This is a genomic window from Acinetobacter sp. YH12099 (assembly GCF_013419195.1).
Lineage (GTDB): Bacteria > Pseudomonadota > Gammaproteobacteria > Pseudomonadales > Moraxellaceae > Acinetobacter > Acinetobacter towneri.
Window position 1 is genome coordinate 49290 of the sequence record NZ_VPAP01000015.1, and the last position, 15139, is coordinate 64428.

Genomic DNA, 15139 nt, shown 5'->3' on the forward strand with positions numbered 1-15139 from the left:
TTTTATCTAAATTACTCTATATACTTAAAACTTGGTTGATCTCCCTATCTTAACCACACCATTTTTTGAGCACTGAAAAACTTTTTTCTGCAAAAATATATGAGGAACAACAAAAGTGTAAAATCTAAAAATAATATCTATTCTTTTAACTATTTTTCATTCAGCTATACACACAGATATTTTGTATCCAATTTTCTTAGTACTTGAATTCTTCAGTGATACATTAAAAAATGTGTAGCAAGTTGCTACACTTTTCCTTAGACAAGCTCTTTACCAAAAATATCATTCAGCCTATCACGAATACTTTGTACAAATTCCGGATTATTTTTTAGTTTATGCTTCATATTACGTTTAAAGTCATTCAAGCTCATACCAACTTCAGCAAAATCCATTTGGAATAAAGTGTCATTAATAACAATATTTGCTTGAGAGTCAGTGAGACAACCAATTTTTTTAAACCACTTCTTGAACTGCGAATACTTTTCATCATTATTAAAAATGTACCAGGAACGTACATTCGTATCGAATTTTGCCCCCAATTCTTTTACTAATGCATTCTCTTCAAATGGAACATCAAGATAAATTTTTTCAATTACAGCAGTTTCATTTAGTGTTTTATCAGTAATACGCTGATGCAGTTTAAAATTCACCCCCACAATTGGGCGCCCTTTTTTTATGGTTTCATACTCTAGTTGTAGATCTGTATTTTCGTTAATTTCTGCAACTATTTTATCTAATACATAGCGTCTAAAATCTACCCAGCGATCATATTTAGTTTCATTAATATCAATCAGAGCTTTCAAGTTTTCTAAAAGCATTGGGACTTCATAACTCTTTTGGCTTGCGTACTTGAATTCATTTTTAATGAAATACGTATAAAGACTCATACTAGCAACAGAATCCAAGGCAAACAGATGTTTCAATTGATAGGTGGTGAAATTCCCCCCAGCCAACTGCGTGAAATACGGTAACACCTCACTGGTAAAACGAATCTGAATGGCATTTTTAGAATCATCTTCCCATCTTAACTCACGGATAATAGGAACGACAGAATGTACTTTTTTAGTCTTTCTCTTACCATCATCAGTAGGTTCCTCAATAATAAAATGAGCCACCCTAGATGAAAGTTCTTTATAAATCCGGTCTATTGCAACATTAATCGAATTGCGTTTATTCAATCCTAGTAAATCTGCCAAATCATCCTTATACAGATAAATATAGGTTTGTTCTGTGATTTCACCATTTACCCTATTTTTCTCACTATAATTTGCAACAGCCATTGCATATAGGAGCGCCTTATATTCATTGGCTGATAACTCAATTGGGCGAATTAAGCGGTTACTAGTGCTAACAACGCCATTATGACGAATATTGCCTATACAGTAAGGAATATGATTCAATTCTTCTTGCAATGATTCTGATTCTGTCATAACCGTGATATTTATATATTTAATTCTATTTTTATATACAAAAGTGGAAAAACTTTCAAGACTTTCACCACAAGAATCTAAGAGTGGAAGGCTTGTCATCAGAAATATGCATTTTTGACGATTTATTGTCCTTAAAGTGGAATGAAATATATTATTTCCACCATATAGTGACAGACCTTCCACCTTTAGCTCTAAACTAACAGTTCAAAATACCCATTTTCACTTATTTCTTCCAAATTTAGGTATGCTATGTCAGATAGAAACCTAGATGTGACAAGGCTTCCACCTTTCATTAGATTTGAAAGGTATAAATGAATAGATAATCATCAGGAAATATCCAATAAAAAAAATTTATCCACAGGGTGCTAACACATAGTGACAAACCTTCCACCCTTAAAGATTGTTTAGCCAACTTTATCAACAAATTAAGTATTTATTTTTGCAAGAGTTTTTTAAAAAATATAACCTTTTTAAAAATAGTAGTGACAAACCTTCCACTCTTGTGACAAACTTTCCACTTTACGGTGACAGACCTCCCACCTTTGAGTGACAGACCTTCCACCTTTGAGTGACAGACCTTCCACCTTTGAGTGACAAACCTTCCACTTTACGGTGACAAGCCCTCCACTTTTAAACTTATAAGCATTTGTTTTATATAGCAAAAAAACAGTCTTAATTATTAATTAGCTAAATAAATAATTATACTAATTATTAATTAAGCTAGCTTATTTAAAAATTAGTTTTTTAAGTTGTTTTACACCTAAATAAATAAGATTTATAAATTTAAAAACTATAGTATGATGAGTGAAAGTTATTTATATTGTTAAACATTCAAATACGGAAGCATCTGACACGTATGTCTGCAAAAATTATTACGGTTGCTAACCACAAAGGTGGATGTGGCAAAACAACGACCGTTGTACATCTAGCCTCTGAACTTGCAAATCTTGGCAATAAAGTTTTAGTCATTGATTTAGATCCTCAAGCAAACGCAAGTTTACACATTGGGATCCAACATCCAAGCGAAATTGTTGTTACTTCAGCAGAATTACTCGTTGGTGATATTTCATTATTAGCTGATGCATTACAAGAAGAAACAAACTTTGAAAAAGTATCATTAATTTATGGCTCATTAAATTTAGGAAAAACTGAAGACCAGCTTAAAGAAGAAGCTCCTCGTCCTTCAGAAGAATTAAGCATCAAGCTAGAACTGTTAAAAGATCTTTACGACTTCATATTAATTGATTGCCCACCTAGTCTTAAACTATTAACCAGTAATGCCTTAGCATCATCAACACATGTCATTATCCCTATCGAATCTGGATCACAATATGGACTGTATGGGGTAACAGATCTTTTAAACCATCTTGAAAAGATAAAACGTATTAATCCAGATTTAGAGCTTTTAGGCGCTTTACTGATTAAACATGATGAACGTCAGAATGTTTGTAAATTGATTCGGGATGAAGCTTTAAAACAGGTTGGAAAAATTTTACAAACTACCATTCCTCAAAGTACTAAAGTTAATCAAGCAGCAATTCTGCAACAGCCACTTTTGAAAGTAGAAAAAAATTCAAAAGTACGTAAGGCTTTTGAAAGCCTTGCTTATGAAATTGTAGCGAAAGTTTAAACCTGAGAGTATTATGGCAAGCACTAAAGAGCTTTTAGCTCAAAAATTGAAACAAAATACAGAAAAACATCAGCAAGCACAGAAAGACAATATTAAAGAGCTAAAAGAATTTAGACGTAATGTTCCTATTGAGGATATCAGTCGCAGTCCCAACCAACCGCGTAAAGTATTTGAAGATTCTCAATTAAAAGAACTGGCGGATTCTATTAATGAAATCGGCCTTTTGCAGCCCATTACAGTGCGTAAACTTGATAATCTGAAATATGAACTGATTGCAGGCGAGCGACGCTTACGGGCGCATCAATTACTCGGCAAGTCGGTGATTGAAGCCATTATCATTGATGCTAATGATGAAGAAGCATCTTTGTTAACCCTAGCTGAAAATTTAAAGCGTCAAGATCTGACAGATTATGAAATTTTTATTGGTTTGAACTCACTTGATGAAAAGTTGAAGAAGAACAAGCAACGTTTAGCTAATTCATTGGGTTTAAATCGCGAAGATATGTACAAATATCTATCGTATGAAAAGCTGCCTAAAGCAATGTTGAATGACCTGGATTTGGAGCCAGGTCTAGTCGGTCGTACTGCTGCAACAGCGTTCAAGAAATTTTTATCGGATCATATAGAGCAACTTTCGGAGGCGGAAACAGCTTTACTCGGTGCTTGGGAGAAATTAAAAGAAAAAAAACTGGAGCAAAGCAAAGTTACTTCTTATGCTGAAAAACTATTGAGTCAAGATCCAGAAAAAGTAACCACGACATCAGTGGTAAGAAAAATCGAATATGATGGTAAGGTTGCTGGAAATATCAAACTGAATCAAAAACAGCTCAATATCTCTCTTAAAATTTCAGAAATTGATGAAGCTAGTCTTTTACAACTAGAAGATTTTTTAAAACAGCTTATTCAGAAAAGTGAAAAAGTGTAGCAACTTGCTACACTTTTCAGTTTGCTCATAAAACTCTCACACTTACGTGAGAATTTTTTATAATTATCACATGCGAAAAATTATACCACCCAAACTGAAATTGATATGGTTACGCTAGAAGAGTTTATTCCTAAAAATTATCTTATACGTAAAATAGACAAAGCGATTGATCTCAATATCATTCATGAACGTGTCGCGCATCTATATTGTCCCGATAAGGAGACTGTTGAACGAATTTTGCCGTTGCAAAATAATTACAGGGTCTCTGTTATGCAAGTAACGCAGCAATGTTTACTGTCAGTTACAGCACAAAACTTGAAGAAAATCGCCTTGCACTTATCGAAGTTAATTTTTATTGTATTTTTTAGCCATCAATACGCTTAAAAATAAATCACTATGAATAAGCGATAGAAGTTTAGAAAATACCCCCACTTTAACGATCGCTAAAGTGGGGTTTGTGATTAGTCTGAAAAGTGTAGCAACTTGCTACACTTTTTTAATACTTAAATTGTACGACAAGAAATGACGTATCAATACTTACACACGAGCGTATTATTGGGTACTATTGGTTTAACTAAAACTAGATAACCTATTCATTGCAGGACAATTCCATGGCACGTACTCCAAAGCAAACCAAACAAGAACCCATTGAGGTCATTCTTTGGAAAGCTGCAGACAAACTTCGTAAGAACATTGATGCTGCTGAGTACAAGCATGTAGTCCTTGGTTTGATCTTCCTCAAGTACATCTCTGACTCATTTGAAGCTCACTACAACCTATTGGTTGAAGGTGAGGGAGAGTTTGCAGGAGCTGATCCTGAAGATCGTGATGAATACACTGCATACAACGTCTTCTTCGTTCCTGAGATCGCACGTTGGTCATACCTGTTAAACCAAGCAAAGCAAGTCACCATTGGTAAGATTGTAGACGATGCAATGGAAGCCATTGAGAATGAGAACCCTCAGCTCAAAGGTGTACTACCTAAAGTCTATGCACGTCAAAATCTCGATCCTACGAGCCTAGGTGAGCTGATAGACCTCATTGGTAACATTGCCCTAGGTGATGCAAAAGATCGCTCTGCCGACGTTTTAGGACACGTATTCGAGTACTTCCTAGGTGAGTTCGCTTTAGCTGAAGGTAAGCAAGGTGGGCAGTTCTACACGCCTAAATCCATCGTGAGCTTATTGGTTGAAATGCTAGAGCCATACAAAGGACGTGTATTCGATCCTTGCTGTGGTTCAGGTGGTATGTTCGTACAGTCTGAGAAATTCGTAGAATCGCATCAGGGTTTAGTGGACGACATCTCCATCTATGGTCAAGAAAGTAACCAGACAACTTGGCGTTTGGCCAAGATGAACTTAGCCATTCGTGGCATTAACTCAGAGCATGTGAAATGGAACTCTGAGGGTTCATTCCTGAATGATGCACACAAAGACCTGAAAGCGGATTACATCATTGCTAATCCACCATTCAACGTCTCTGATTGGAGCGGTGAGCAGTTAGTGGGTGATGCTCGTTGGTCTCTAGGTACACCACCTGCAGGCAATGCGAACTTCGCATGGATGCAACACTTCTTGTATCACATGAGTCCTAAAGGTCAGGCAGGCGTTGTGCTTGCTAAAGGTGCATTAACCTCTAAGACCAGTGGTGAAGGTGAGATTCGTAAAGCCTTGGTTTCAGAAGCCAATGTCATCGACTGTATTGTGAACCTACCTGCCAAGCTGTTCCTGAACACACAGATTCCTGCTGCTTTATGGTTTATGCGTCGTGACCGTGTTAACTCAAGCCAATACCAAGATCGTAGCAATGAGATTCTGTTCATTGATGCTCGTAACCTAGGTCATCTGATTAACCGCAGAACCAAAGTCTTGTCTGATGAAGATATTAAGCTCATCACAGACACTTACCACAATTGGCGTAACAAGGGTGGTGAGTATGAGGATGTTGCAGGCTTCTGTGCATCTGTACCACTTGAGAAAGTCGCTGAGCTTGATTATGTACTGACGCCAGGTCGTTATGTTGGTTTAGCTGATGATGAAGATGAGTTCGACTTCAAGGTACGCTTTACAAGCTTAAAGGCAGAGTTTGAAGCACAGCTTGCTGAGGAAGCCAAGCTAAACCAAGCCATTGCTGAGAACTTAGCAAAGGTGGTTGTATGAGTGAGTGGCAGGTTGGGCGATTAGATAGCTTCTTTACCCTAAAACGTGGTTATGACTTACCAAAGCAATCTCGTGTTTCTGGTAGTGTTCCCATCATTGCTTCTTCAGGTTTTGCTGATTTTCATAATGAAGCCAAAGTAAATGAATCAGGTGTTGTGACGGGCCGATATGGAACCATTGGTTCAGTTTTTTTCAGTGATGTACCATTTTGGCCATTAAACACATCTCTTTATGTAAACGACTTTAAGGGGAATGACAAAAAGTTCATCTACTACTTTTTGCAAACATTGGATTGGGAAAAATTTAGTGACAAAAGTGCGGTGCCTGGAGTTAACCGTAATGATGTTCATCAAGAAGAGATATGCTTTCCGTCTCTCCCTGAACAAAAAGCCATAGCCTCAATCCTTTCATCATTAGATGACAAGATCGACTTACTGCACTGTCAGAACAAGACTTTGGAAGCCATGGCTGAAACACTGTTTCGTCAATGGTTTATTGAGGAAGCGAAAGAGGATTGGGATGATTTACTAGTAAGTGATATAGCTACTCATATCAAAGACAATGTGAACCCATCAAAAGATCCTCTTAAGACATACTATCATTTTAGTTTGCCTGCTTTTGATTCAGGAGAAAAGCCTACTATTGAATTGGGTGCGGAAATTCTGAGTAATAAGTACAGAGTATGTGAGAACTCAATTTTAGTCTCAAAGCTGAATCCAAGAGTGCCTCGTATATGGTTATTAACTGATGTCAAAGATAATTATGTATGTTCAACAGAGTTTCAGAATTTGAAGCCTAAAGTAGGATCTCATTTAATGTTCTTGTATAGCTTATTCAATTCAAGAGATGTTATTGATGAATTAGCAATGAGTGCTTCGGGAACCAGTGGCAGTCATCAAAGGGTTAAGCCAGAAGATATGTTAAATATCTCTTTTAAGACTCCAAGTTTAGACTACCTTGAAGAGTATTCGCTGTTGATTACTCCTTCGATGCAAAAGGTTTCATCTAACAAGAAGCAAATCCAAACACTTGAACAACTACGAGATACCTTGCTTCCTAAGCTGATGAGCGGCGAAGTCAGAGTCCAATACCAAACAGAAGAAGTTGCATAACATTTGAGGTGAAGTCATTTGATGGCTTCACCTTTTTTACATTCAGGGGGCTGAATTGAATAAAAAAATTATAGGGGCAATCATTGCCTTAGTCGTAGTGATCTGTGGCTACTTGTATGCTTCGCCATACATTGCCATCAATAACATCAAGAATGCTGCACAAGTAGGTGATAGCGAAAAGGTGTCCAAGTACATCGACTATCCAAGTGTGCGTCAGAGCTTCAAAGATCAAATGAATGCCATGATGATGAAAGAGATGGCAACCCATAAAGATGATGGTTTCGCAGCACTAGGTGCCATGCTTGCATCTACCATGGTAGACAAGATGATTGATGGTTTTGTCACACCTGAAGGGATGACCATGATGATGCAAGGCAAAGACCTTAAAGATGCAGCACATTCATCACAGGGAGCATCAACAACAGAAACCAAAGAAGAAGATCAAGCAGAGTACAAAACTCGCTATACCTCATTCAGTGACTTTGAGGTTGTGATCCAACATCCAAATGATTCCAAAGCCGTCACTGTCAAAATGGTTCGTGATGGTTTGAGTTGGAAAGTGAATAAGATCGCTGTGCCGATGGATTAAGTAAAAGAGAACAAAGAGGAAAAACAGAATGATAAAGCGCATGATTCAAATGGGATTTGGCTTGATTGCTGTAGTTAGCTTTGCTGCAACCGTTCAAGCAGCACCGGCTAAATTCAATCATAGCGGCATACAAAAAGGTAAAGTCATAGAAACCTGTTATCACTCTCCTTGTTCAGTCGCCAAGTTTGTCTCTTACAAACAACTGAATAAGACAGCGACTGAATCCAAGATTCAAGTCACCTTGCTGGGCGGTAGTCGTGAGTGGGAAGCCAAGAAAATTGACTGGAATAGATCGCCACATAAAGTCACTGTGAATTGCTCATACCAACGACCAACAGTTCAGATTGGTTCACAAAAGACTCTGATTCCACTCAATGATGGTTTAGGTGTTCCTGGAGTACTGATGGTAGATGCTGAACTCTATCTATATGTTTGCCATAAGTTTGAGGGCGCTATTGAGAATGCTGTGCAGAAGTATGGCTATAACATGCAGGACGATGAATAAGGTTTCTTAGCTTTACATCATATAAAAAATTAATGAGTCCAGGTTATATGGATAAGTTTAGGGGGAAATAATCAAGTGACTAAGATGACCGAATCAGACATTGAGCTGATGGCGATAGAGCAACTAGAGGGATTGGGCTATACCTATGTGTATGGACCTGAGATTGAATCGAAGGGCACTAACCCTCTACGAAGCTATAAGCAGGTCATCTTGGAAGACAAAGTGCTTGATGCATTACAACGCTTAAATCCTCATTTAAGCCAAGACAAATGTACTGAAGCACTAAAGCAAGTCACCAATATTCAATCCCCTGATCTACTCAGTAATAACCAAGCATTCCACCGACTGCTCACTGAGGGCATTAACATTGAGGTGAGCAAAGAGGGTAACACTCAAGGTGAGTATGCTTGGTTGATTGACTTTGAGAATCCAACCAATAACGAATTCCTTGTCGTCAATCAAGTAACCATCAAAGAAGATCGCTGGACAAGACGACCAGACATTATCTTGTATGTGAATGGCTTACCCTTGGTGGTCATTGAACTCAAGAATGCAACAGACGAGAATGCCACTGTAGAAGGCGCATACAAGCAAATACAGACCTATCAAAGCCAAATCCCTAGCTTGTTTACCTACAATGCTTTCAACGTCATCTCTGATGGTTTAGAGGCGAAAGCAGGTACTGTCTCAGCAGACTACAGTCGCTACATGGCGTGGAAGACAAACAATGGTCAAACCAAAGCCAAGAAGACACAAGCACAGCTAGAAGTCCTGATTCATGGTTTACTGAATCCAGTCACACTACTCGACATGATTCGACACTTCATTGTCTATGAATCAACGAAGCACGAGGATACCAATGGCTTAATCACCATTAAGACCATCAAGAAGATGGCTGCATATCATCAGTACTATGCAGTGAATGCAGCAGTCCTCTCGACTATTCGTGCGTCTGCAGTGAACTCGGACTCGAAATCAGCAGAAGTTGCCATGCAACATCAAGGTAGAAGTAAGCTCGAATTGGTACAGCAACAAGCAGTCGGTGACAAGAAAGCCGGTGTGGTATGGCATACCCAAGGCTCAGGTAAGTCTTTGTCTATGGTTTTCTACACAGGCAAGATTGTCTTGGCTTTGGATAATCCAACAGTCGTTGTGATCACAGATCGTAATGATCTAGATGATCAGCTCTTTGGTACATTCGCTGCATCAAGCCAACTCCTTAGACAAACACCACGACAAGCAGACAGCCGAGAAGAACTCAAAGAGTTACTCAAGGTGGGTTCAGGTGGCGTGATCTTCACCACCATCCAAAAGTTCCAACCGGATGATGGCACTAGCGTCTACGAGCAACTGTCAGACCGAACCAACATTGTCGTGATTGCAGATGAAGCACATCGTTCTCAGTATGGCTTTAATGCCAAGGAAGTCGATGTCAAAGATGAAGATGGCAAGGTTGTCGGTAAACGTACTGTCTATGGTTTTGCCAAGTACATGCGTGATGCACTTCCTAATGCTACTTACCTTGGTTTCACAGGAACACCAATTGAGAAGACGGATGTAAACACACCTGCAGTCTTCGGGAACTATGTAGATATCTATGACATCTCGCAAGCAGTGGAGGATGGTGCAACTGTTCGTATCTTCTATGAAAGCCGCCTAGCTAAGATTGCCATCAGTGAGGAAGGCAAAGAGCTGATTGAAGACTTTGATGACCAGTTTACTGAAGATGACTTAAACCAAACTCAAAAAGAACGTGCGAAGTGGGCAAGAGTCGAAGGTTTGATCGGCAGTAAAGAACGTATCAAAGCCATTGCAAAGGACATCGTAGAACACTTTGAGCAGCGTCTTAAAGCCAATGCAAACCAAGGCAAAGGCATGATCGTCAGCATGTCTCGCAGGATCGCTGTAGACCTTTACAACGAGATTGTAAAGATCAAACCAGAGTGGCACAGTGATGATCTGAATGATGGTGTAATCAAAGTTGTGATGACTGCCTCAGCTTCAGATGGTGAGGTGATTGCTAAACATCACACTACCAAGCAACAGCGCCAACGCTTAGCAGATCGTATGAAAGACAATGATGATAAGCTCAAACTCGTTATTGTTCGTGATATGTGGCTGACTGGTTTCGATGCCCCAAGTATGCACACCCTTTACATCGACAAACCAATGAAAGGTCACAACCTCATGCAAGCGATTGCACGAGTCAACCGTGTCTACAAAGACAAGGCTGGTGGCTTGGTTGTGGACTATCTTGGTATCGCATCTGACTTGAAAGAAGCCTTATCGTTTTACTCAGAAGCAGGTGGTAAAGGTGATCCTGCATTGGTGCAGGATGAAGCTGCAACGATCCTGCAAGAAAAGCTAGAAGTGCTTGATGGCATTTTGCATGGCTTCAACTACCAAGAGTACTTCACTGCAGATACTTCTCGTAAGCTCAACATCATTTTAGAAGCGGAAGAGCATATCCTTGGTGTAGATCAAGGAGAAGGGAAGACTCGCTTCCTGACAGCAGTCACAGCGATGTCACAGGCATTCGCATTAGCTGTACCTCATCCACATGCTATGGAAGCTGCACCAGTGGTGGCATTCTTCCAAGCAGTCAAAGCACGTCTTGCTAAGTTTAGTGATGGTACAGGCAAGATTTCTGGCTTAAGTAATGCTGAGCTTGAAGCCAAGGTAAAGCAAACCATTGACCAAGCTCTAGTCACAGAGCAAGTGGTAGATATCTTCGATGCTGCAGGGATTCAGAAACCAGATATCTCGATTCTCTCTGATGAGTTTATGCAGGAGATGAAAGACTATAAGCATAAGAACATTGCGCTTGAAACACTTAAGAAGTTACTTGGTGATGAGATTAAGGTACGAGAGCAACGCAGTGTCACCCAAGGTAAGAAGCTCATGGATATGTTGAGTTCAGCAATTAAGGGTTATCAGAACAAGGTACTTACTGCAGCAGAAGTCATTGATGAACTGATCAAGTTAGCTAAGACAATTCAGGAGTCAGACAAACTGGCTGAAGAACTCAACCTGACTGAATACGAATATGCGTTCTACTCAGCAGTAGCAGACAATGACAGTGCTCGAGAATTGATGCAGAAAGACATATTGAGAGAACTTGCAGTCGTACTCACTGATTCTATTCGTAAGAATGTGACTTTGGATTGGACGATCAAGGAAGCTGCTAGAGCAAAGTTAAGAGTCATCGTGAAGAGATTGCTGAAGAAGTATGGCTATCCACCTGATATGGCTTTATTGGCTACAGAAACTGTATTGGAACAGGCTGAGCAGTTGGCTGAAGAGCTTTCCAGTTCAAAAGAATAGGGTACAGATAGTGTTCAAAAAGACCGCTATATTAACCATAACCAAGGGGGCATTTTTACACTGCTGCTAACAAGGACAACCCTTCACTTATACTAGCTCAAAACTGATCTGACAGTTCCCCGTTTTTTATTGTGCCTGTCAGGTTAAATTTGGGCTAAATTCTTATCAGCCCAAATTCGTTTTCCATTAAGTAAAGTTTCAAATGGGCTTCCTGTTTGACATCTTTTGGGAATAGTTTCGGATATTTTGTTGTTCTAACTTTTCATGATGCTGTTGAATTTAGTCCAGATCTCATAAAACATTGTATAACTGAAACGCTGGAAAACCTATTTAGCAAATTTGGGGTGTAGTTTCCACTTGAAATAATTCAATTAAAAATAAATGTATGTATTTTATTTATTTTTTGATATATTTCAGTTTAACCTAAAAACGACTAGTGATAGTTATAAAAAGTTGTGCTTAGAAGAATCTTTATTATTTTCAGAGGTTTACTTATGAAAAAGTTAGTAATCTTATTATCAATGTCGACGGTTTTTTTATCAGCTTGTGGTAATAAACATGACAAAATGGTTGGCTACTGGCAATTAGAAAATGTGCAAGGAAAGCGCATTATGCAAATTTTTAAAGAGGGTAAAGATAGTTATATTCTTAAAGAAAATGTGGTTGCTCGTAGTAATGTGGTGAATGGTAAAGAGGGAAGTTCTCTCGTATTGGAAAAAAAAGATGATACTTTAGCGGTTAATAATGGTTTAGCTGCTATGCCCTTACATTTATCTGATGATGGTCAAACATTACGTATTTCTAAAAATCAGTACAAAAAAGTAGATGAAAATTTTGTCAATAAAACAATAGAAAATATTAAAGTGTGTCATGAAATTGAAACAGAATATCGGACTAAAGTTAAAGAACTACCTATTTTTACTCGTGACCCTGCAATTCAAGAGCAACGTAAAACGTTGGCTGAGTCAACTACTAAAAAAATGCAAGCCATTGAAGATTGTAAATTTGGTATCTACTGATAATTACACTATTTAATGAGGGTGTAAATAATTCTGTGTAAATGTGGTTTTAAAAATACTTGGTTACACGTTCATCAAACATGATACTAAAACGATTCATGGCAGCTTTCCAATTCTGAATGGGCATCGTCCATTTTTTGCTTGCTGCCATAATCGCTAAATATACCACTTTTTTCACAGATTCATCGGTTGGGAAGATTTTTCTTTTCTTGGTGGCATGGCGAATGACACTGTTCAAGGATTCAATTGCATTGGTGGTATAAATCGCCTTGCGAATGTCCATTGGATAGGCAAAGAACGTGTTGAGATTCGACCAGTTGGCAAGCCATGATTTACTGATTTGAGGATATTTATCGTCTCACTTTTGACCAAATTCATCCAGGGATGACATACAATCGATACAGCGCATCATTATTATTGAAAATGGTGCCATGATGAATAGGGTATTTGATTGGTATATGCAGTTGCCTCTTGAGTGGCAGTCGAGCCTGTTTGTCTATCGTGGGCATGGGGCCAACATTAAAACAGTAGTTAAATTATTAGAACAAGTATCGGATAACTGCTTGTTGGCATTTTATGGTGATCTTGATCCGTATGGGATTAATATTGCCTCTCATTTTTATAAAATACGTCCTTTAGCCCTGATTGTGCCTAGTATCTGGCAGGAGATCACAGTCACTCATATCGACAACAATGTGAATAAATTCTTGAAGCAGATCGTTCAGACTAGGGATATTGCATTTGATCAAGCTGAACCTTTGATTTTAAGAGAGCTATTTCATCATGTTGATCCTAGCCAAAATAATGGACAGTACTTCCCTCTAAAGATAACGTAACGTTAACTTTGGAGATCCAAGAAATGGCCAAACGTTTTAATCCCAAATTTAAACAGCAAGCAATTGATTATGCACTTTCAAACTCACACGAGCCTACAGCTGCAATCGCCCAGAAATTAGGTGTGGGTTATTCAACTTTAGACAAATGGATTCGTGAAGCCAATCCAGTGGGTTCAAGCAAACGTCAACTTTCACCAGAACAACAGCGGATATTGGAATTAGAGAAAGAAGTCAAACAGCTTAGGGAAGTCAATGACATCTTAAAAAAAGCGCATGTGTACTTTCTGACAGATCATGCCAAGAAAAGTACACGGTAATTCAAGATCTGGATGTGAATGAAGTCACTGTATCTTCTGTCTGTAAATGCCTGGGTGTCAGCACTTCAGGCTATTATGCCTGGCGAAAGCGCCAGACCAATCTAGCGCAGAAATATAATGATTTAAAAGCCGTATATTGGCAGCATCATGCACGATTGGGTGCACCTTCATTGGTACATGACATGCATGATTTAGGTTACAGCATGAGCGAACGAACCGTTGGAAGAATGCTTAAAAAGCTTGGTTTACGTAGCAGGATTGCACGTAAATACAAGCATACGACTGATTCAAACCATCGTTTGCCTACAGCACCTAACTTGTTAGATCGTCAATTTACGGTCAATGAACCCAATAAGATCTGGACAACAGATATTACCTATATCCGTACTAAGCAAGGTTGGCTGTATTTATGTGTGATGCTGGATCTATTCAGCCGTCGTATTGTCGGTTGGCAAACCAGCTATCGAATAGACCGTCAATTGGTATGTGATGCGTTTCATTATGCAATGGCTCGTCAGGGGTATCCAATGGGTGTCATGGTACATTCGGACCAAGGCTCACAGTACTGTAGTCGTGATTTTAGGGCGCTATTATTGACGAATAACTGCGTTCAAAGTATGTCACGCAGGGGAAACTGCTGGGATAATGCAGTGACCGAAAGCTTCTTTCATACATTGAAAGTTCATGTGGTCCATGGCAGTGTATTTGCCACTCGAAAAGAAGCGAATGCTGTCTTGTTTGACTATATTGAGATTTATTACAATCGAATCAGAAGACATTCTGCAAACGGCTGTTTAAGCCCAGAAGCCTTTGAACAGAAATATTTCAAGAATTTAGAGGGATTTGTTGTCCACGATACTGTCTAGGATCAAAAACTAGATCACCTACCTGTATATCTTCGATTTTTTTCCAAATTCTCCGTGGTAAATTTAGATCCCTCTGTACACGCACTAGAGTACCCGCAATAAAACACCCAGTAAGTGCTGGTATTTCTTTCAATTTATCACCCATAAAAAATGTCCCCTATTATTTGTTAATGATAATGTATGACTGTTAATTTTTTATCGTTCAAATTCTATTCTATTTAACATAATGGGCGTTATACGAAATTTTCAAAAAAATACAATAAAAATGCGAGCTTAAGGCTCCCATTTTTGATTTTTGTGTGTTATTCACCAATTAAAATGTCTATGCGATAAACCATTTAAAATGTCCTGTTTTTAACTGCAAGAGTCAAGAACAGGATTTAAATTTCTTTGTTCATTGCTAGCTTTCTGAGCTTTACGACTCGGC

Annotated in this window: 12 protein-coding genes and 1 pseudogene; 11 read left to right on the plus strand and 2 right to left on the minus strand. The window is 38.7% G+C overall.

The window, feature by feature from the left end:
* Positions 1-257: 257 nt before the first annotated feature.
* The gene (locus tag FTU39_RS09995; RefSeq protein WP_094069347.1) at positions 258-1430 is read right to left on the minus strand and encodes a replication initiation protein; all 1173 of its coding nucleotides are present in this window, start codon (positions 1428-1430) and stop codon (positions 258-260) included.
* Positions 1431-2286: 856 nt separating this feature from the next.
* Between FTU39_RS09995 and FTU39_RS10000 the strand changes: the two genes are divergently transcribed.
* From FTU39_RS10000 to FTU39_RS10040, 9 genes are all read left to right on the plus strand, one after another.
* Positions 2287-3060: a ParA family protein gene (locus FTU39_RS10000; protein WP_094069344.1), complete on the plus strand. Its 774-nt coding sequence runs from the start codon at positions 2287-2289 to the stop codon at positions 3058-3060.
* Positions 3061-3073: 13 nt separating this feature from the next.
* On the plus strand, positions 3074-3985 hold the full coding sequence (locus FTU39_RS10005) for a ParB/RepB/Spo0J family partition protein (RefSeq protein ID WP_070153141.1): 912 nt from the start codon (positions 3074-3076) through the stop codon (positions 3983-3985).
* Between the two features lie 105 nt (positions 3986-4090).
* Complete coding sequence (locus FTU39_RS10010; protein ID WP_070153138.1) at positions 4091-4369, plus strand: hypothetical protein; 279 nt, start codon at positions 4091-4093, stop codon at positions 4367-4369.
* A 227-nt stretch (positions 4370-4596) separates the two neighbouring features.
* Positions 4597-6144, plus strand: coding sequence for a class I SAM-dependent DNA methyltransferase (locus FTU39_RS10015; RefSeq protein WP_154320136.1), 1548 nt, complete (start codon positions 4597-4599; stop codon positions 6142-6144).
* Entirely contained in the window at positions 6141-7256 is a 1116-nt protein-coding gene (locus FTU39_RS10020; RefSeq protein ID WP_104915058.1) for a restriction endonuclease subunit S, read from the plus strand. The genes FTU39_RS10015 and FTU39_RS10020 overlap by 4 nt, the downstream gene beginning before the upstream one ends.
* A gap of 55 nt (positions 7257-7311) precedes the next feature.
* The gene (locus FTU39_RS10025) at positions 7312-7845 is read left to right on the plus strand and encodes a DUF2939 domain-containing protein (RefSeq protein WP_167846516.1); all 534 of its coding nucleotides are present in this window, start codon (positions 7312-7314) and stop codon (positions 7843-7845) included.
* A 28-nt stretch (positions 7846-7873) separates the two neighbouring features.
* Positions 7874-8350 (plus strand): hypothetical protein, encoded by a 477-nt coding sequence (locus FTU39_RS10030; protein ID WP_180052103.1) that lies wholly within the window; start codon positions 7874-7876, stop codon positions 8348-8350.
* A gap of 84 nt (positions 8351-8434) precedes the next feature.
* Positions 8435-11674 (plus strand): type I restriction endonuclease subunit R, encoded by a 3240-nt coding sequence (locus FTU39_RS10035; protein WP_218944576.1) that lies wholly within the window; start codon positions 8435-8437, stop codon positions 11672-11674.
* Between the two features lie 494 nt (positions 11675-12168).
* On the plus strand, positions 12169-12693 hold the full coding sequence (locus FTU39_RS10040) for a hypothetical protein (protein ID WP_154320138.1): 525 nt from the start codon (positions 12169-12171) through the stop codon (positions 12691-12693).
* Positions 12694-12742: 49 nt separating this feature from the next.
* Here the strand turns inward: FTU39_RS10040 and FTU39_RS10045 are convergent.
* Positions 12743-13051 (minus strand): annotated as a pseudogene (locus tag FTU39_RS10045) (transposase); the annotation flags it as partial.
* 49 nt (positions 13052-13100) lie between these two features.
* Between FTU39_RS10045 and FTU39_RS10050 the strand changes: the two are divergent.
* Together FTU39_RS10050 and FTU39_RS10055 are read left to right on the plus strand one after the other, a co-directional pair.
* The gene (locus tag FTU39_RS10050) at positions 13101-13529 is read left to right on the plus strand and encodes a hypothetical protein (RefSeq protein ID WP_373682995.1); all 429 of its coding nucleotides are present in this window, start codon (positions 13101-13103) and stop codon (positions 13527-13529) included.
* 23 nt (positions 13530-13552) lie between these two features.
* A protein-coding gene (locus FTU39_RS10055) for an IS3 family transposase (RefSeq protein WP_154320140.1) occupies positions 13553-14712 on the plus strand; the annotation gives its coding sequence in 2 pieces (ribosomal slippage) (positions 13553-13787 and positions 13787-14712; 1161 coding nt in all).
* Positions 14713-15139 lie beyond the last annotated feature (427 nt).